Origin of the sequence: Microbacterium sp. MEJ108Y (assembly GCF_000834175.1) — a bacterium.
Taxonomy (GTDB): Bacteria; Actinomycetota; Actinomycetes; order Actinomycetales; family Microbacteriaceae; genus Microbacterium; species Microbacterium forte.
This window is the reverse complement of record NZ_JXQX01000010.1, coordinates 32,237-50,424: the sequence shown is the minus strand read 5'-3', so window position 1 is coordinate 50,424 and position 18,188 is coordinate 32,237. Positions and strand designations below refer to the sequence as shown.

The 18,188-nt window shown below is 67.5% G+C and carries 16 protein-coding genes; 13 read left to right on the top strand and 3 right to left on the bottom strand.

All coding sequences use genetic code 11. The annotated features are described in order from the left end of the window. The first annotated feature begins 20 nt into the window (after positions 1-20). Together RU09_RS05850 and RU09_RS05845 are read left to right on the top strand one after the other, a co-directional pair. Positions 21-719 (top strand): lysophospholipid acyltransferase family protein, encoded by a 699-nt coding sequence (locus RU09_RS05850; RefSeq protein ID WP_042538590.1) that lies wholly within the window; start codon positions 21-23, stop codon positions 717-719. Between the two features lie 38 nt (positions 720-757). Then, positions 758-2,098: a class II 3-deoxy-7-phosphoheptulonate synthase gene (locus RU09_RS05845; protein WP_042538465.1), complete on the top strand. Its 1,341-nt coding sequence runs from the start codon at positions 758-760 to the stop codon at positions 2,096-2,098. Positions 2,099-2,212: 114 nt separating this feature from the next. On the opposite strand, the gene pknB is transcribed toward RU09_RS05845, so the two are convergent. Further along, the gene (pknB, locus tag RU09_RS05840; protein ID WP_042538463.1) at positions 2,213-4,159 is read right to left on the bottom strand and encodes a Stk1 family PASTA domain-containing Ser/Thr kinase; all 1,947 of its coding nucleotides are present in this window, start codon (positions 4,157-4,159) and stop codon (positions 2,213-2,215) included. A gap of 79 nt (positions 4,160-4,238) precedes the next feature. Beyond that, positions 4,239-5,444, bottom strand: a complete 1,206-nt coding sequence (locus tag RU09_RS05835) for a LysM peptidoglycan-binding domain-containing protein (RefSeq protein ID WP_231567475.1) — start codon at positions 5,442-5,444, stop codon at positions 4,239-4,241. 218 nt (positions 5,445-5,662) lie between these two features. On the opposite strand from RU09_RS05835, the gene RU09_RS05830 reads away from it, so the two are divergent. Beyond that, the gene (locus tag RU09_RS05830) at positions 5,663-6,007 is read left to right on the top strand and encodes an Rv2175c family DNA-binding protein (RefSeq protein ID WP_331451978.1); all 345 of its coding nucleotides are present in this window, start codon (positions 5,663-5,665) and stop codon (positions 6,005-6,007) included. Positions 6,008-6,046: 39 nt separating this feature from the next. On the opposite strand, the gene RU09_RS05825 is transcribed toward RU09_RS05830, so the two are convergent. Next, positions 6,047-7,072, bottom strand: a complete 1,026-nt coding sequence (locus tag RU09_RS05825; RefSeq protein WP_442922280.1) for a polyprenyl synthetase family protein — start codon at positions 7,070-7,072, stop codon at positions 6,047-6,049. 161 nt (positions 7,073-7,233) lie between these two features. Between RU09_RS05825 and RU09_RS05820 the strand changes: the two genes are divergently transcribed. From RU09_RS05820 to RU09_RS05775, 10 genes are all read left to right on the top strand, one after another. Continuing rightward, a complete protein-coding gene (locus RU09_RS05820; protein WP_042538457.1) occupies positions 7,234-7,605 on the top strand; it encodes a DUF3040 domain-containing protein in 372 nt (123 codons plus the stop codon). A gap of 293 nt (positions 7,606-7,898) precedes the next feature. Then, positions 7,899-8,330: a division/cell wall cluster transcriptional repressor MraZ gene (mraZ, locus tag RU09_RS05815; RefSeq protein WP_042538455.1), complete on the top strand. Its 432-nt coding sequence runs from the start codon at positions 7,899-7,901 to the stop codon at positions 8,328-8,330. Positions 8,331-8,447: 117 nt separating this feature from the next. Continuing rightward, positions 8,448-9,386 (top strand): 16S rRNA (cytosine(1402)-N(4))-methyltransferase RsmH, encoded by a 939-nt coding sequence (rsmH, locus tag RU09_RS05810; protein ID WP_042538452.1) that lies wholly within the window; start codon positions 8,448-8,450, stop codon positions 9,384-9,386. Continuing rightward, positions 9,383-9,958, top strand: coding sequence for a hypothetical protein (locus RU09_RS05805; protein ID WP_042538450.1), 576 nt, complete (start codon positions 9,383-9,385; stop codon positions 9,956-9,958). The genes rsmH and RU09_RS05805 overlap by 4 nt, the downstream gene beginning before the upstream one ends. A 39-nt stretch (positions 9,959-9,997) precedes the next feature. Next, positions 9,998-11,779: a peptidoglycan D,D-transpeptidase FtsI family protein gene (locus tag RU09_RS05800; protein ID WP_042538448.1), complete on the top strand. Its 1,782-nt coding sequence runs from the start codon at positions 9,998-10,000 to the stop codon at positions 11,777-11,779. A gap of 28 nt (positions 11,780-11,807) precedes the next feature. After that, complete coding sequence (locus RU09_RS05795) at positions 11,808-13,220, top strand: UDP-N-acetylmuramoyl-tripeptide--D-alanyl-D-alanine ligase (RefSeq protein ID WP_042538446.1); 1,413 nt, start codon at positions 11,808-11,810, stop codon at positions 13,218-13,220. Continuing rightward, a complete protein-coding gene (mraY, locus tag RU09_RS05790) occupies positions 13,217-14,329 on the top strand; it encodes a phospho-N-acetylmuramoyl-pentapeptide-transferase (protein ID WP_042538444.1) in 1,113 nt (370 codons plus the stop codon). Before RU09_RS05795 ends, mraY begins: the two co-directional genes overlap by 4 nt. Beyond that, positions 14,319-15,857, top strand: a complete 1,539-nt coding sequence (gene murD, locus RU09_RS05785; RefSeq protein ID WP_042538441.1) for a UDP-N-acetylmuramoyl-L-alanine--D-glutamate ligase — start codon at positions 14,319-14,321, stop codon at positions 15,855-15,857. Before mraY ends, murD begins: the two co-directional genes overlap by 11 nt. Then, positions 15,826-17,064, top strand: a complete 1,239-nt coding sequence (gene ftsW, locus RU09_RS05780) for a putative lipid II flippase FtsW (RefSeq protein WP_042538439.1) — start codon at positions 15,826-15,828, stop codon at positions 17,062-17,064. The genes murD and ftsW overlap by 32 nt, the downstream gene beginning before the upstream one ends. After that, entirely contained in the window at positions 17,061-18,137 is a 1,077-nt protein-coding gene (locus RU09_RS05775; RefSeq protein WP_042538437.1) for a UDP-N-acetylglucosamine--N-acetylmuramyl-(pentapeptide) pyrophosphoryl-undecaprenol N-acetylglucosamine transferase, read from the top strand. Before ftsW ends, RU09_RS05775 begins: the two co-directional genes overlap by 4 nt. The last annotated feature ends 51 nt before the right edge of the window (positions 18,138-18,188 follow it).

Sequence of the window (18,188 nt, the reverse complement as noted above, 5' to 3'; positions counted from 1 at the left end):
CGGCGCTAGACTTCACCTCGATGTTCTACTGGCTGATGAAGTACGTGGCGATCGGCCCTGTGGTCAAAGCGATATTCCGACCATGGGTGGTCGGGCGCGCGAACATTCCGGCCAACGGTGCCGCGATCCTCGCCAGCAACCACCTGTCGTTCGCCGACTCGATCTTCCTTCCGCTGATGATCGATCGCCCCATGTCGTTCCTCGCGAAGAGCGACTACTTCACCGGACGCGGGCTCAAAGGCTGGGCCACCAAGTTCTTCATGAAGGCCACAGGGCAGATCCCGATCGACCGCTCGGGTGGCAAGGCCTCGGAGGCCTCTCTGAACACCGGTCTGCAGGTGCTCGGCCGCGGGGACCTGCTCGGCATCTATCCCGAAGGAACGCGAAGCCCTGACGGAAGGCTCTATCGAGGTCGCACCGGGATCGCGCGGATGGCCATGGAGGCGAAGGTCCCCGTGGTTCCCGTGATCATGGTCGACACCGACACTGCGATGCCGATCGGGCAGCGTCTGCCGCGAGTGGTGAGGGTCGGGATCGTCATCGGCGAACCCCTGGACTTCTCCCGGTACGCGGGTATGGAGAACGACCGCTACATCCTGCGGTCCGTCACAGACGAGATCATGGTGGCACTCCAGCGACTGGGTGAGCAGCAGTACGACGATGTGTACGCGTCGAGCGTGAAGGACAGGCTTCCCGCCCGCGTCACACAGCGCTCCTGAGGCATCCCGACTTCGCAGCGAGCACTAGGCTGGACACCATGCTCCAGCACCACATCGACGCGCTTGATGCGTGGCGTTCGCTCCCGATCAAGCAGCAGCCCCAGTGGCTCGACGCCGAGCGTGTCTCCGAGGTCTCCGCGCAGATCTCGACGCTTCCGCCCCTGGTGTTCGCAGGTGAGGTCGACAACCTCCGCGATCGTCTCGCGCGCGCAGCGTCCGGCAAGGCGTTCCTCCTTCAGGGCGGCGACTGCGCAGAGACGTTCGCGGGCGCCACCGCCGATCAGATCCGCAACCGCATCAAGACCGTCCTGCAGATGGCGGTCGTGCTCACGTATGGCGCGTCGATGCCCATCGTGAAGATGGGTCGCATGGCAGGCCAGTTCGCCAAGCCGCGGTCGAGCGACACCGAGACCCGCGGCGACGTGACGCTTCCCGCATACCGTGGCGACATCGTGAACGGCTACGACTTCACCGAGGCGTCTCGGCGAGCCGATCCGGGTCGTCTGCTTCAGGGCTACCACACCGCTGCGTCGACGCTGAACCTGATCCGCGCGTTCACCCAGGGTGGCTTCGCCGACCTGCGCGAGGTGCACTCGTGGAACAAGGGCTTCGCGCAGAACCCGGCCAACCAGCGCTACGAGCGCATGGCAGCCGAGATCGACCGGGCCATCAAGTTCATGGAGGCGGCCGGAGCCGACTTCGACGAGCTCACCCGCGTCGAGTTTTTCACGGGCCACGAGGGCCTGCTGATGGACTACGAGCGCCCGATGACCCGCATCGATTCGCGCACGGACACCCCCTTCAACACCTCGGCGCACTTCCTGTGGATCGGTGAGCGCACGCGCGAGCTCGACGGTGCGCACGTCGACTACTTCTCCAAGATCCGCAACCCCATCGGCGTCAAGCTCGGTCCGACCACGACGCCGGAGACCGCTCTCGCACTGATCGACAAGCTCGACCCGAACCGCGAACCGGGGCGTCTGACGTTCATCACGCGCATGGGTGCGGGCAAGATCCGCGACGCCCTGCCGCCGCTGCTCGAGGCCGTCCGCGATTCGGGCGCGCAGCCGCTGTGGGTCACCGACCCGATGCACGGCAACGGAATCACGACCCCCACCGGCTACAAGACGCGTCGCTTCGACGATGTGGTCGACGAGGTGCGTGGCTTCTTCGAGGCGCACCGCGCGGTCGGGACGTTCCCCGGCGGAATCCATGTCGAGCTCACCGGCGACGACGTCACCGAGTGCCTCGGAGGATCCGAGCACATCGACGAGGCTGCACTGGCGACCCGCTACGAGAGCCTCTGCGATCCTCGCCTCAACCACATGCAGTCGCTGGAACTGGCGTTCCTCGTGGCGGAAGAGCTCGAGAAGCGCTGACCGACGAGCCTCACAGAGAGACGGCCCCTTGGCACACGGAGAGGGCCGTCTCTCTGTCAGCGGTGAGCACGCACCACAGGGGAGCGGAAGACTGGGGTTCGGACGGGTTTCGCCCTAGAACGCGCTGCTGCGGATCTGCAGGGTGATCTCCGTGCCCTTGGCGCGCTGAGAACCTGCGCCCGGATCCGACCCTGTGACCTCTGTGAAGTCGTTGGGGAACGCGTTCCAGATGCCGTTCCACGTCGGTTCGAAGCCGGCATCGCGGATCGTCCTGGCCGCCTCATCCCGGCTCATTCCCTCGACATCCGGCACCGGGAACAGCTCGGGTCCTTTGGAGACGATCAGCTGGACGGTGTCTCCCGGGCGCCGATTTCCCTCCTCAGCACGGTCGGTGACCCCGATGACGATGTCCTTCGCGACAGAATCGCTGAAGACGAACTGCGAATCGGGGTTGACCTCGACGCCCTTGTCGCGGAGCGTGTTCGTCGCCTGGTCCACGCTCATCCCCGCGACATCCGGGAAGGCGCCGGCCGAGACGTAGAGTTCGACGGTGTCGTCCTCGAGCAGCTCGCAGCCCTCGGCGCACGCGTACACCTCGCCACCTGCGCGAGGCGTCACGAAGGCGTTGATCACCCGACCCGCTTCGGCATCGGAGAAGAGCAGCAGGGGAGTCTCGGTGACGTTGACCTTGATGTCCGCGAGGTAATCGCGGGCCTCCTGCTCGGTCTTGCCGTTGAGGGTCTCCGCCGTGTGCGACGCGGGACCCGAGGAGACGAAGACGGTGACCTCGGTGCCCTTGTCGAGTCGCTCGCCCTCATCGGGGTCCGACCGGATGGTCTCGCCGGCTGGGACATCTATGGAGCTCTCCTCGCCGCGCACGGGCACGAAGCCCTCGGCGGTCAACGCCGAGGCGGCATCGTCGTACGACAGCCCGGCGACTCCGGGGACGGCGACGAGGGACCCTGGGCCGGATCCGAACCACCACCCGACACCGCCGGCCACCGTCGCGAGAAGCAGCACCAGCGTCAGCAGAAACGCGCCACGGGCGCGGCGTCGAGACGAACGACGCCGCAGGAGGGTCGCGTTGTCGACGGCGGCCTGCACCGGGGCGGTGGGGTCGGCGATGACCATCGTGCTCGGCATGACCTTGGTGAGGTCAGCGGAGTCCGCCTGCGAGCGCTGAGAGGCCGTTGCAGCGGCGACCGCGGGAGCGATGCCCAGACCACGCTCGATCTCACGCAGACGCTCCAGCATCTGACCGGCGTCGTCAGGACGCTCGTCCGGCGACTTCTCCGTCGCCCAGAGCACGAGCTCATCGAGCTGCTCGGGCACGCCGGGGTTTCGAACGCTCGGCCGAGGCACCGACTCGGTGGCGTGCTGGAACGCGATCTGCATGGGCTGCTCGCCCTTGTAGGGCTGTTCGCCGACGAGCATCTCGTAGAGCATGATGCCGAGCGCGTAGATGTCGCTCCTGGCGTCTGCCGTGCCGCGGGTGACGAGCTCGGGTGCCAGGTAGGCGATGGTGCCGAGCAGCTGCTGGCCGGTGGCCGTGTTCGCGGTCGTCGCACGGGCGAGACCGAAGTCGCCGATCTTGATGCGGCCGTCTTCGGCCAGCAGCACGTTCTCGGGCTTCACATCGCGGTGGACGATCCCGGCCCGATGCGCTGCCGAGAGTCCGGCGAGGACGGCATCCATGATCGTGATCGTCTGCGGGATCGTGAGCCGCTTCTGCTCGCGCAGCAGCTCGCGCAGCGTGATGCCCGGGAGGTACTCCATCACCAGGTAGGCGAGTTCGCCGTCCTGGCCCTGATCGAACACGTTGACGACATGCGGGTCGGCCAGCCGTGCCGCTGCGCGCGCCTCTTGGATGAACCTGCTCTGGAAGGCGGAGTCGTCGCTGAGATGCGCATGCATGACCTTCAGAGCGATGCGTCGCTCGAGTCGGAGATCGGTGGCGACATAGACAGTGGCCATGCCTCCACGCGCGATCCGGGCCCGCACACGGTATCGACCGTCGACAAGCCGCCCGATGAGGGGGTCGGCCTGCTGATTGGTCGTCACGTCAAGATTCTATGGAGAACTGCCTGAAAGCCCGGGGAGCGGCTCGCCCCTTGCACCTGCGGGTTTGCTCGGAGGGCGGTCAGCCGTGGATGCCGAGCCACTGATATGCCTGGGTCTCCCACTGGCCGTATCGCTCGGGATATGCCGAGATCTGCACGGTCTGCGCGGCATCCGTGAAGCGCAGGGCTTCCCAGCCGGGGATGTCGAGAAGTCCGCGGGAGGCCTGTCCGTTCGGGTCTGCGGAGCCGCCGTAGAACACCCGCGTGCTGCGGTCGGGGTCGACCGCCTGCTCGGGGGTGCCCCAGCCCATGCTGGGGCGCTGCTGGAAGAGGCCGAGCGAGTCGCGGTCGCCCGACGGCAGATTGCGCATGCTCGACTCGACCATCGCAGTGGCGAGGGCGATCGCGATGGCACGGTCGGGCACGCCGAGCTCGCGCCCGACGCGGATGATGGTCGAGGCGTTGCCGGCCTGTTCGGCATCGAGGGTCGCGAACAGCTGCGCCGGGGGCGTGGTGGCGACCGCAGCAGGCGCAGGCGACGGAGCGGCGACCGGCGCGGCGGCGACGGTCAGGCTCTGACCGGGGTAGATGATCGCCCCAGAGCTCAAGCCGTTCAGTGCATAGAGCTGTGCAACGGTCGTGCCGTACTTCTTCGCGATCGCGAACAGCGTGTCGCCTGCCGCAACGGCGTGCGTCTGGCCGCCGGCCGCCACGGGAGCGGGAGCGGGTGCGGTCGTCGGGACCGGGGCCGGAGCGGGCGCCGGAGCGCCGGTGAGCGCGAGCTGCTGGCCGGGATAGATGACGGATTCCCTGGTGAGGCCGTTCGCGGCGAGCACGGCGTCGACGCTCGTGCCGTGCCGCTGCGCGATGCTGAACACGGTGTCGCCGGCAGCGACGGTGTGGGTCGCAGTCGAGCTCGTCTGGGCGGGCGCCGTGGCCGCGGTGGGCGCCGCGGGGGCGGCTCCCGCGGTCAACGACAGGGTCTGCCCCGGGTAGATGACCGAGCGCCAGCCGAGTCCGTTCCAGCCGAGCACGTCGACTGTCCGCAGCCCGAAGCGGTTCGCGATGGAGGAGATCGTGTCACCCGGCTGCACGGTGTACGAGGCGGGCGGCGCTTCGGCCGACGCGATGCGGGTCGGTGCGGACTGGAGCCGTTCGATCGGCGAGGAGACGGCATCCGCAGAGACGGGTGTGGCGGCGATCGCCGCCGACAGGGTGCCCAGCACGGCGGCAGGTACCCCGAGCTGGATATAGCGCGTCCGTCGCGCGACAGCATGCGTTGTCAAGGTGCTCTCCCTTGTTCGACGTCCGCCCACGGTGGCACGTATGTATACGGAAGTCAACAGAAGTGACTGATGATGCTGACGATGCGAATGTGACTCGAGGTCGCGATCCTGCGGGAAATGCGGTCGGCTCTCAGAGGTGAGATAGTTGCAAGGTGTCTGTGTCGTCTGAAAACAACCCCTCCGAAACCCCGCAGTCCGGGGCCGCGTCCGAGAACGCTGTGAACACCTCCGGCGTCACCGCCACCGAGTGGCTGACCATGCCGGACCTCGTCGATGTGCTCGATGAGACGCTGGGCCGCGTGCGTCGGCTGATCGACGAGCATTACCTCATCGGATCGCGTCGCTCCGGCGTGTTCGCGGTTCCCTCGGTGTTCATCGTCGACGACCACCCGCTGTCTTCGCTGCGCGGCACCATCATTGTCCTGCAGGACGCAGGCTTCACCGATGACGAGGTCATCGACTGGCTTCTCGCTCCCGACGACGAACTGGGTCGCTCGCCGATCGACGCGCTTCTCGCCGGGCACAAGAGCGCCGTCCGCAGGGTCGCCCGAACCCTCGCCTGAACCGACCGGACGCCACCGCTCGCAGTCGGCCCCCAGACCTCAGGCCGATCGCACCGTCGCCGCGCGTGCGAGATCCCGGAGGTCGCCGACAGCCGCATTGTCGAGTCGCGCTCCGGAGAGCGCCCGATCGGCTTCCCGTGCGTAATCCTCGATCATCCGCTCCACGCGCTCGAGAGCGCCGGATGCAGTGATGGTCGCCTGCAGGAACGCGACCTGCTCTGCCGTGAGCTCGGGATCGCCGAGCATCTCATCGAACAGGTTGCGGGCCGACGTGTCGAGCGTCTGCCTCGTGAGGGCGACGAGCACCGTGCGCTTGCCCTCGCGCAGGTCGTCGCCCGCCGGCTTGCCTGTGACCGCGGCATCGCCGTAGACGCCGAGCAGGTCGTCGCGAAGCTGAAACGCCATCCCGACCGGATGACCGAACCGCCGGAGGGCCAGGAGCTGGTCGTCGTCGGCATCTGCTATCGCCGCGCCGAGAACCAGCGGCTGCTCGATGCTGTACCGCGCGGACTTGAACGAGACCACCCGCAGGGCGCGCTCGACGTGCGAGTCGGTGGCGTGGACGCTCCAGGCGGACTCCTCGGCGATGTCGAGGAACTGGCCGACGGTGACATCTCGGCGCATGCGGCCGTACTCTCGTCGAACCGCCGCGGCATGGGGGAGCGGTTCGATCGCGTCCTCGAGAAGGTCGTCGCTCCAGGCCACCAGCAGGTCGCCGAGGAGGATCGCTGACGAGCGACCGAACGCCGCCGGGTCCCCGCGCCACCCTGCGCCGACATGGGCGCTCTCCAGGGCGCGGTGAGCGGCCGGCCGGCCGCGCCGAGTATCGGAGTTGTCGATCAGGTCGTCGTGCACAAGCGCCGCGGACTGGAAGATCTCCAGAGCTGCGCAGACATCCCAGAGGGCCGCGGACTCCTCGGCGTCGCGATCGCCGAAGCGTGCGACGGCCTGCCAGCCTGCATGACAGAAACGGGCGCGCAGTCGCTTGCCGCCCACGAGAGTGTCGGCGGCCGAATCGATCAGACCCTCGGCATCAGCGCCGTAGTCGGCGGACTCGCCCCGCATCCGGTCGAGGAACAGCCGCAGGCGTGCGGCGACGGCGTCGGAGACGAAGGAGGGGGTCGGCACGACTCCCAGCATACGTAAAGCCAACGGAGGCCCTTACTGCTAGCCCGCAGCGGCATACCGCGCGTAGAATGGACGGACGAATACCCGAGGGGGACGAAATGCCACTCTCCGAACAGGAGCAGCGTCTGCTCGATGAGATGGAACGCCATCTCCTCCACAACGACGCCGATGTCGTCAGTGCGCCGTCAGGCGATCGAGCTCTCAGCTACCGCAACCTCGTCTACGGAGCTCTTCTGCTCCTCGCCGGGGTAGGCGGACTGATCGTCGGAGTCGTGCTCGGAGATGTCTGGGGCGTCGTGGTCGGCGTCATCGGATTCGCCGCCATGCTCGGGGGCGTCATGATCGCCGTGACCCCCGTTCGCAAGCCCCTCTCTGCAGTACCTCGCGAGCGCGCACCCAAGCAGCGCAGTTCGGCATCCTTCATGGATCGCATGAACGATCGATGGGATCGCCGCCAAGACGGCAACTGACCCCACCACTTCCTCGAAGGCCCGGATGCTCTGAGCATCCGGGCCTTCGTCGTGTTCGGGCGCTGAATCCACGGTGAGCTGTGGGGGTGGACGTCGGCGTACCGACCCCGCGCTGGTCCTCCACTGGCGCTCCACCTCCCTCCACTCTGAGAAGCCGCGTGATCTCGCGGTTTTTTTGCGCGCACTGACGCTCTCGCAGCCCCTGGCTGCGGATTGACCGTAGGTTTGTGGAGGAAAGTGGAGTAAAGTGGGGTGCACCTCGAGTTGGCCGGACGGAGAGGGGGTGATGGCTGATGTTGCTGGGAACGCATTCTCCGAAGTTGGACGACAAGGGACGGGTCATCCTTCCCGCGAAGTTCCGCGAAGACCTCGGTGGCGGCATCGTCGTCACCAGAGGGCAGGAACGCTGCCTCTACGTCTTCAGCACGGCCGAGTTCGAGGCGATGCACGAACGGATCCGTCAGGCGCCGCTCGCGAACAAGCAGGCGCGTGACTTCATGCGCCTGTTCCTCTCCGGTGCGAGTGCGGAGATGCCAGACAGCCAGAACCGCATCACCATCCCCGTGCATCTCCGTCAGTACGCGGGCTTGCAGAAGGAACTCATCGTCACCGGAGTCGGCGCCCACGCCGAGATCTGGGATGCCGAGAGCTGGAACAACTACCTCGCAGCCGGCGAGGAGACCTACTCCGATCTCGAGCAGGAGGTGATTCCGGGACTCTTCTGACCACGGCTGTGATGCCCCGCCGCTCCTGCCCCGACACACTTCCCCGGTGCCGGGTCGTGAAGCGGAGGGGGATCAGGGCCCTGGTCACCGACATACAGAGGTCACCCGAGAGAGATCATGAACCTCCGCGACATCCACACCCCCGTTCTGCTCGACCGCTGCGTCGAGCTCCTCGCTCCCGCCCTTCAGGCCGACGGAGCAGTGCTCGTCGATGCCACCCTCGGCATGGGCGGTCACTCCGAGGCGCTGCTCGAGCGGTTCCCCCACATCCGTCTCGTCGGACTCGACCGTGACACCGACGCCCTGCGCATCGCGGGGGAGCGGCTCGCCCGCTTCAAGGACCGGATCACACTCGTGCACACCGTCTACGACGAGATCGGGCTTCACGCCCAGGGCGCGGCCGGCATCCTCTTCGATCTCGGCGTCTCGTCTCTGCAGCTCGACGAGGCGGAGCGCGGCTTCGCGTACTCCAAGGACGCCCCGCTCGACATGCGCATGGATCAGACGAAGGGCGTCACGGCCGCCGAGGTCATCGCGACCTACAACGAGGGCAACCTGCGTCGCATCTTCGAGCGCTACGGCGAGGAGAAGCTCGCCGGTCGGTACGCGCGGTTCATCATCGCCGCACGCGAGAAGCAGCCGATCACCCGATCCGGTGAACTCGTCGAGATCCTCCAAGCGGCCACGCCCGCGGCGGCTCAGCGTGCCGGGCACCCTGCCAAGCGCGTCTTCCAGGCCCTGCGCATCGAGGTGAACGCCGAGCTCAACGTGCTGGCGGACGCGATCCCGTCTGCCATGGACGCTCTCGCCGTCGGCGGGCGCATCGTGGTCATGTCGTACCAGTCTCTCGAGGATCGACTCGTGAAGCAGGCCTTCGCCGCCGGCGCCGCCTCCACAGCACCCCGGGGTCTGCCCGTCGAACTGCCGGAGCATGCGCCCCGCTTCCGCATCATCACCAAGGGAGCGGAGCTCGCCGACGACGACGAGCGCGCGCGCAACCCCCGCGCGATTCCGGTCAGACTGCGTGCCGCAGAGAAAGTGCGGGAGAGCTCATGAGCCTGAACGTCGCAGTACGGAAGCCCAGCGCACTGCCGGGAGCCCCCGAGCGCGCTCCTCGCCGACGCCTCGAGCCGGTGACCGGCACCCCGGTCCGCCGCAAGCCGAAGCTCGCCTACGCGCTCGCGGCACTGGCCGGGGCCATGATCATCGGAGCCGTGCAGATCGGACTCTCCCTGGCGATCACGCAGGACTCGTTCGTGCTGGCTGGTCTGTCGGCGCAGCAGCACGAGCTGGACCTGCACGCCAGCGCCCTGCAGGAGGACCTCACCGGGATGAGCTCGCCTCAGTCGCTCGCCACCAGCGCCGCATCCCTCGGCATGGTCGTGGCAGGGGCTCCGTCCTACCTGCGACTGAGCGACGGCGCCGTGTTCGGTCAGGGAACCGGTGCGACCGGCTCATCGACGATCGATCCGAACGGCGCGGGGGCAGTGAGCAACTCCCTGCTGAACGACGTGCCGGTCAACGCCTCGACGGCAGACGACGCCGTCCCAGAAGGGACGACGGGTCACCCCGCGCAGGAGCTTCCGCCCGCGATCACCGATGGGCTTCCGAGCCCGAGCACCCGCTAGCCGAATCCGCCCACCACCGAGACCTGACGGAGAGAGTCCATGACGACACGAGCAACCCGCACGCCGCGGCGACGCACGGTCGTCGCGCTCGCGGTGATCCTGGCGATCCTGGCCGCGTTCGTCGTGCGTCTCGTCGACATCCAGGTGGTCAAGGCCGACGAGCACGTCGCCCAGTCGCTCGAGTTCATCGCCCACCGCACCTCGATCCCGGGCGAGCGGGGATCAGTGGTCGACAGCGACGGATCGGTGCTCGCCGAGAGCGTCCTGGTCTACGACGCGCAGCTCAGCCCTCAGGTCATCCGGCTGCTGGAGGAGGACGACAAGAACCCTCCGAAGCTGCCGTGGGCCGAGGCGTCGACCCGCATCGCCGAGATCATGGGCCTGGACGCAGACGAGCTGCGGGCAGAGGTCGCGGCGAAGCTCGCGGAGGACCCCGACTCGCAGTACCTGCCGCTGGTCAAGGGCCTCAGCACCGAGAAGTACATCGAACTGCGGGAACTCAAGGTGTCGTCGTACCTCGTCATGAAGCCGCGCGAGGTCAGGGTCTACCCGAACGGAGCGGTCGCAGGAAACCTCCTCGGGTACCTCGACGGCACCGGTACCGCGCAGGCCGGCGTCGAGAAGATGGACGAGAAGTGCCTCGCTCCCACAGACGGCGAGGAGTCGTACCGCACCGGCAAGAACAACGTCGTCATCCCCGGCAGCGAGAGCAGGGTGGATGCCGTCGACGGCGGCACCGTGCAGCTGACGATCAACAGCGATCTGCAGTGGTACATGCAGCAGATGATCGCCGAGGAGGCGCAGGCCCAGGGCGCCAAGGGCGGCACGGTCACCGTGGTCGAGGTCGGCACCGGAAAGATCCGCGCGGCCGCAGAATGGCCGACCATGGACCCCAACGATCTCGACGCCTCGTCGCCGGAGACCTGGACCAGCAAGCTCTTCACCTACCCGTTCGAGCCGGGGTCGACCTTCAAGGCGGTGACCGCTGCAGCCGTCATGGAGAACGCCGGCGTGACCATGACGAGTCCGACCGTCTCGGCGTCCTCGCACGAGAAGTTCGAGAACGGCGCCGTGATCAACGACGCGTTCGTCCACCCCACCTTCCAGTACACCCTCGCCGGCGCGCTCATCGACTCCTCGAACGTCGCGCTGTCGAAGTTCGGCACGATGGTGAGCCCGGACGTCCGGCACGACTATCTCGAGCGTTTCGGAGTGGGAGAGACCACGGTCGGTTTCCCCAGCGAGACGTCCGGTGAGATCCACCCCACGAGCGAGTGGGACAACCAGTCGCTGTACACGACCACGTTCGGTCAGTACTTCACGGTGACCGCTCCCCAGCTCGCCGGCGCCTACCAGGCGATCGCCAACGGCGGCCAGAAGATCGGCCTCTCACTGGTCGAGTCCTGCACGGCACCCGACGGCACGGTGGTCACCCCCCAGGCGCCCGAGCCGGAGCAGATCGTCAAGCCCGAGACCGCCGCCGACCTGACGCGGATGCTCGAGAACGTCGCCGTACAGGGCGGCAACGCCGACCGGATCCAGGTCCCCGGCTACCGCGTGACGAGCAAGACCGGTACCGCACAGATCCCCGACGGCAAGGGCGGATACAAGTCCGGCGTGTACTACACGAGCATGGTGGGCTTCGCTCCGGTCGACGATCCGCAGTACGTCGTGGTGGTGACTCTCGATGAGCCGACTAGAGTTACATCGTCTGCTGCTACCGCCTCGGCCTTCCAGAAGGCGATGACCCAGACCATGAAGACCTACCGCGTGATGCCGTCCTCCAGCCCGATGGACGCACTGCTTCCGAAGTTCGAATAGACGGCGCCCTGCCGCGCCTGGAGACGTCATGATCGCCCTGTCGCTTGCCGAGATCGCCGCTGTCGTCGGGGGTGATCTCCGCCTCGCCGGTTCTTCGACCGCCGACACCGTCGTCGACGGTGTGGTCGACACCGACTCGCGAAACATGGTGCCCGGATCCGTCTTCGTCGCGAAGCCGGGAGCAGAGACCGACGGACATCGATTCGTCGGCTCGGCGCTGGCCGCCGGTGCTGCGCTCGCGATCGTCGAGCACGCAGTCGATGACGAGATCACGCAGATCATCGTTCCCGACGTCATCGTCGCCCTCGCCGACCTCGCACGGGAGGTCGTCGCGCGCGTGCGCGCAGCGGGCGACCTCAAGATCGTCGGGATCACCGGGTCGAACGGCAAGACGACGACCAAGAACTTCCTCGCCCGCATCCTCGCCGACGAGGGCGAGACCGTCGCACCCATCAACTCGTACAACAACGAGGTCGGCGCGCCGGTCACCATGCTGCGCGTCACATACGACACACGCTTCCTCGTCAGCGAGTTCGGTGCGGATGCGCCGGGGAGCATCGCCCGCCTCGCCGGACTCGTCGAGCCCGACATCGCGGTGGTGCTGATGGTCGGCATGGCTCACGCCGGCGGTTTCGGCGGCATCGAGGCGACGGCCAAGGCCAAGTCCGAGCTCGTGGCCGCTGCGAGGCCCGAAGGCACCGCTGTGCTCAACATCGACGACTCCCGTGTGGCCGCCATGGGCGAGCTGGCGCGGTCGCGGGGAATGCAGGTCGTCAGCTTCGGGCAGAGCACCGCGGCGGACGTGCAGGCCCACGACCTCGAGGTCACCGCGTCCGGCACCTCGTGCATCATCGAAGCGGCGGGGCAGAGCCTGCCCCTTCGCCTGCGGGTGCTCGGCGCGCACCACATCGGCAACGCGCTTGCGGCCATCGCAGCAGCGGGGGTTCTGGGCGTGTCGGCGTCTGACGCCATCGCGCGTCTCGAGACGGTCGAGATCGCGGAGCGCTGGCGGATGCAGCCCATGGGCAGCGACCGGGTGCGGATCATCAACGATGCCTACAACGCCAGCCCCGACTCCATGTCGGCGGCGCTGCGCACTCTCGCCCAGATCACCGGCCCGGGGGAGCGGACGGTCGCGGTGCTCGGCGCCATGAGCGAGCTCGGTGAGACCGCCGGCGAGGAGCACGACCGGATCGGACTGCTGGCCGTCCGGCTGAACATCCAGCGGATCGTCGTCGTGGGCCCCGAGGCCCGCAGGCTCTACATCTCGGCCATCGGCGAAGGCTCCTGGGACAGCGAGGCCATCTTCTTCCCCGACCAGGACGCAGCGTTCGACTACCTGCGCACCGAACTCCGAGACGGCGACCGCGTGCTCGTGAAGTCCTCCAATTCCGTGGGCCTCCGGCACCTCGGCGATCGTCTGGGAGAATTGTTCTCGTGAGATCTCTCATCATGGCGGCTGCCATCTCGCTCGCCTTCACACTCTTTCTGACTCCCGTCTTCCTCCGGCTCTTCCGGAAGTGGGGCTGGGGCCAGGTCATCCGCACGCCCGAGGCGATCGAGAACCCGAACCACGAGGCGAAGCGCGGAACGCCCACCATGGGCGGCTTCATCTTCATCGTCGGCACCATGGTCGGCTACTTCACCGGCACGTACGTCGGCGGGGGCACCCCCGCGCTGTCCGCACTTCTCGTCATCTGGCTGATGGTGGGCTTCGGAGCCGTCGGCTTCATCGACGACTACATGAAGGTGCGCAGCCAGCGCAGCCTCGGACTCTCGGGCTGGCGCAAGATCATCGGTCAGCTCGTCGTGATCATCCCGTTCGGCATCGTCGCCCTGAACTTCCCGAATGCGTTCGATCAGACCCCGGCATCCGGTTCGATCTCGCTCTTCCGCGACATCCCCTGGTTGAACCTCTTCGCCTTCACCGCGATCCTCGGGTGGGCGCTGTATCTGCTGTGGATCTCCGTCATCGGCGTCGCGACGTCGAACAGCGTCAACCTCACCGATGGACTCGACGGTCTCGCCGCGGGCGCCGGGGTCATCGTCGTCGGTGCCTACAGCCTGATCGCGTTCTGGCAGTTCAAGCAGTCGTGCGTCGGCGAGGGAGTCGAGACCGCAGCGCTGGGCGGATGCTACGAGGTCCGCGATCCGTTCAGCCTGGCGATCATCGCCGCGTCGTTCGCCGCGAGCCTGATCGGCTTCCTCTGGTGGAACGCTCCCAAGGCGAAGGTGTTCATGGGCGATGTCGGCTCCATGGCGATCGGAGGCGTCATCACCGCGATGGCGATCCTCACCCGCACCGAGCTTCTGCTTCTCGTGATCGCCGGCGTCTTCGTCCTCGCCTCCGGGTCTGTGATCCTCCAGCGCGCGTACTTCAAGATCACCCGCGGAAAGCGACTGTTCCTGATGAGTCCGTTCCACCATCATCTCGAGATGCGTGGATGGTCAGAGGTGACGATCGTGGTCCGGATGTGGATCATCGCCGGACTCCTCGCCATCTCGGCGGTCGGTCTGTTCTACGTGGAGTGGCTGACGCGTGTCGACTGAGACCAGGCTCGCGACGCTCACGAGCTGGAACGCCGACTGGTCTGACCTGCGCGTCGCCGTTCTCGGGCTCTCGATGACCGGGTTCTCGGTGGCCGACACGCTCACCGAACTCGGCGCGGACGTGCTCGTGCTGGCCGAATCGGCCGAGGAGGAGTACGCCAGGCTCCTGCCGGTGATCGGTGCCCGACTCGAGCTCGGTCCTCTCGATCAGGTTCCAGAGGCCCTGACGGAATTCGCGCCGGAGGTCGTCATCGCGTCTCCCGGGTTCGCTCCGTCGCACCCCGTGATCCGCTGGGCACAGGAATCCGGCATCGCGCTCTGGGGCGACGTCGAGCTCGCGTGGCGCGTGCGTGACAAGGTGCCGCGCCCGGATGGCACTCCGGCCGACTGGGTGCTCATCACGGGCACCAACGGCAAGACCACCACGACGCAGCTGACCGCCTCGCTGCTGGTCGAAGGGGGGCTGCGTGCAGCACCCTGCGGCAACATCGGAGTGCCGGTGCTCGATGCGGTGCGCGACCCGGCGGGCTTCGATGCTCTCGTCGTCGAACTCTCGAGTCATCAACTCTGGTACCTCGGGCTGTCCCAGGCCGAAGGCGAGCTGTATCCGCATGCCTCGGTGTGCCTGAACCTCGCGGACGACCACCTGGTGTGGCACGGGAGCGCGCAGGCGTACCGCGACGCGAAAGCACTCGTCTACCGCAACACCCGCGTCGCCTGCGTCTACAACAAGGCGGACGAAGCGACCAGGATCATGGTCGAGGAGGCCGAGGTCGTCGATGGGGCGCGCGCGATCGGCTTCGATCTCGGCATCCCCGGTCCGAGCGACATCGGTGTGGTGGAGGGGCTGATCGTCGATCGCGCATTCCTGGACGACCGGGCACGAAGCGCGCTCGAGATCACGACCGTCGCGGACCTCCAGGAAGCAGGTCTCGCCGCGCCGCACATCGTGCAGAACATCCTGGCGGCGAGTGCACTCGCCCGCTCGTTGGGAGTCGAGCCCGAGGCCATCCACTCCGCTCTGCAGTCCTTCCGACTCGACGAGCATCGGATTCAGATCATCGCCCGACACCGCGGCGTCACCTGGGTGGACGACTCCAAGGCGACCAACCCCCATGCGGCCGCCTCGTCGCTCCGCGCCTACCCCGGTGCGGTCTGGGTCGTCGGTGGTGACCTCAAGGGCGTCGACATCGCCGACCTGGTCGCGACGGTCGGGGCGACCGCCCGTGCAGCCGTGGTCATCGGAGTCGAGCGCGCCGCCGTCGTCGCGGCATTCGAGCGACACGCGCCGCAGGTTCCGGTGTTCGAGGTGGATGCTGGCGAGACTGGTCAGGTCATGAGTCGCGTGGTGGAGATCGCCGCGGGGATCGTCGAAGACGAGGGCACAGTCCTGCTGGCCCCCGCAGCGGCGTCCTTCGATCAGTTCTCCAGCTATGCGGATCGAGGACACCGCTTCGCCGAAGCGGTGCAGGACTGGATAGACCGGGGGAGCGCCGATGACACAGGTCGAACGCCCCCACCGCTCTGACCCGAGCAGCACCGGCTCGGGCGGCCTCGCCGCCAGAGTGTCGCTCGGTCGTCGTTTCACTCCGGTCTCGACCGAATTCCTGATGATCGCATCGGCCGCGCTGATGCTGACCATCTTCGGTCTCGTGATGGTGCTCTCGGCGACGAGCGCAACCGCCGTGTCCAACGGGGAGAACCCGATGGACGGCGCTCTGCGTCAGGGGATCTTCGCCGTCCTCGGCGTGCCGCTGATGTTCCTGATCTCACGACTTCCGATCGCTTTCCTCAAGCGCATGGCGTGGCCGGCACTGTTCGGCGCCATCGCACTGCAGCTCCTCGTCTTCACGCCGCTCGGCATCGAGGACGGTGGAAACCGCAACTGGATCATGATCGCAGGGTTCACCCTGCAGCCCTCCGAGTTCCTCAAGCTCGCCCTCGCGCTGTGGATCGGCTACGTCCTGCTGCGCAAGCAGACCATGCTCGGCACCTGGCACCAGGTCTTCATCCCGGTGGTGCCCGTCGGTGCGCTGGCGATCGGAACGGTCATCGCGGGCAAGGACCTCGGCACCGCGATGGTGCTCGTCATCATCCTGCTCGGCTGCCTCTTCTTCTCCGGCGTGAAGCTCCGGCTGTTCATCCTGCCGGTGCTTCTCGGAGTCGTCGCCGTCGTCGCCCTCGCCGTCACCAGTCCCGACCGCATGCGGCGCATCACCGCGACGTGCTCCGACATGACGGCCTACACGGGCGACTGCTATCAGTCGATCCACGGGATCTGGGGCATGGCCTCGGGCGGCATCTTCGGGGTGGGCCTCGGCAACTCGCAGGAGAAGTACGGCTGGCTCCCCGCCGCCGGCAACGACTTCATCTTCGCGATCGTCGGTGAGGAACTGGGCCTGATCGGCTGCATCGTCGTGCTGGCCCTGTTCACACTCTTCACCGTCGGCGCCTTCCACATCATCCGCAAGACGGCAGACCCGTTCATCCGCGTCGCGGCCGGCGGCATCACCGTGTGGATCACCGGTCAGGCCGTCTTCAACATCGGTGTCGTGATCGGGCTGTTCCCCGTCATGGGCGTTCCGCTGCCCTTCATGTCGCAGGGCGGCACGGCGCTGCTGGCTGTTCTCATCGCCTGCGGAGTGCTGCTTTCCTTCGCGCGCACCATCCCCGTCGCCGAGGCACGTTCGGCTGGACGAGCCGCTTCAGCAGGGCGGGGTAAGGTCACACGGTGACCACGTACCTTCTCGCCGGCGGTGGAACCGCCGGTCATGTGAACCCCCTGCTCGCCGTCGCCGACGCGCTGCGCGCCCGCGACGCGGAGGCCGCCGTCCTGGTGCTGGGAACGGCCGAGGGGCTCGAGTCCCGTCTCGTCCCGGCCAGGGGCTATGAGCTGCTCGTCGTGGACAAGGTCCCGTTCCCTCGGCGTCCCGACAGGCAGGCCGCCATGTTCCCGGCCCGGTTCCGCCGAGCGATCGCTCAGGTGCGCGATCACATCCGCGCTCATGGCGTCGACGTCGTCGTCGGATTCGGGGGCTACGCCTCCGCCCCCGCCTACGTCGCGGCGCGCCGTGAGGGCGTGCCCTTCGTCGTGCATGAGGCCAACGCGAAGCCGGGCCTCGCGAACGTGCTCGGTGCGCGTCGGGCCGCTGCCACGGGAGTGGCCTTCGCGGGCACACCCCTGCGAGGCGGCGAGGTGGTGGGCATGCCGCTGCGACGAGAGGTCATCGAGCTCGACCGCGCGGCTCTTCGCGACGAAGCCGCCGCGAGCTTCGGGCTCGACCCTGCTCGCCCAGTTCTTCTCGTCTTCGGCGGCTCCCTCGGCGCTCAACGGCTGAACGAGGCCATCGCCGACTCGTGGGGCGACATCCTGGCCGCAGGGTGGCAGCTGCTGCACGTCACGGGCGAGCGAAGCGATCTCGCGGACCCCGAGGTGCCCGGTTACGCGATGCGTCGCTATGTCGACCGGATGGATCTCGCGTTCGCCCTGGCCGACCTCATCGTCTCGAGATCCGGCGCCGCCACCGTGAGCGAGATCAGCGCGCTGGGGATTCCTGCGTTGTACGTGCCGTACTCGGTGGGCAACGGCGAGCAGCGACTGAACGCGGCATCGGCCGTGGCCGCCGGGGCTGCCCGTCTCCTCGACGACGCCACCTTCGACGGCGATGCGGTGCGTCGCCTCGTGCTGCCGGTCATGAAGGATCAGCAGCAACTCGCGGCCATGCAGGCTGCCGCGGGGCAGGTCGGCACCCGCAGCGGCACAGAGAATCTCATCGCCCTGGTTGATCGCGCGCTCAGGGCGTCCTGACATCGCCCTGGACACGGCTCCGCGACGCCGCAACGTCATCACCGAAAAGTA

Bases quoted from the DNA above. Each gene is read 5' to 3' on its own strand.
- RU09_RS05825 (WP_442922280.1), bottom strand. From the start codon at position 7,072: ATGCGGGGCGAGTCCGCCGACTACGGCGCTGATGCCGAGGGTCTGATC.
- RU09_RS05800 (WP_042538448.1), top strand. From the start codon at position 9,998: ATGACGACACGAGCAACCCGCACGCCGCGGCGACGCACGGTCGTCGCG.
- RU09_RS05795 (WP_042538446.1), top strand. From the start codon at position 11,808: ATGATCGCCCTGTCGCTTGCCGAGATCGCCGCTGTCGTCGGGGGTGAT.
- RU09_RS05805 (WP_042538450.1), top strand. From the start codon at position 9,383: ATGAGCCTGAACGTCGCAGTACGGAAGCCCAGCGCACTGCCGGGAGCC.
- rsmH (WP_042538452.1), top strand. From the start codon at position 8,448: ATGAACCTCCGCGACATCCACACCCCCGTTCTGCTCGACCGCTGCGTC.
- RU09_RS05820 (WP_042538457.1), top strand. From the start codon at position 7,234: ATGCCACTCTCCGAACAGGAGCAGCGTCTGCTCGATGAGATGGAACGC.
- RU09_RS05845 (WP_042538465.1), top strand. From the start codon at position 758: ATGCTCCAGCACCACATCGACGCGCTTGATGCGTGGCGTTCGCTCCCG.
- ftsW (WP_042538439.1), top strand. From the start codon at position 15,826: ATGACACAGGTCGAACGCCCCCACCGCTCTGACCCGAGCAGCACCGGC.
- RU09_RS05850 (WP_042538590.1), top strand. From the start codon at position 21: ATGTTCTACTGGCTGATGAAGTACGTGGCGATCGGCCCTGTGGTCAAA.
- mraZ (WP_042538455.1), top strand. From the start codon at position 7,899: ATGTTGCTGGGAACGCATTCTCCGAAGTTGGACGACAAGGGACGGGTC.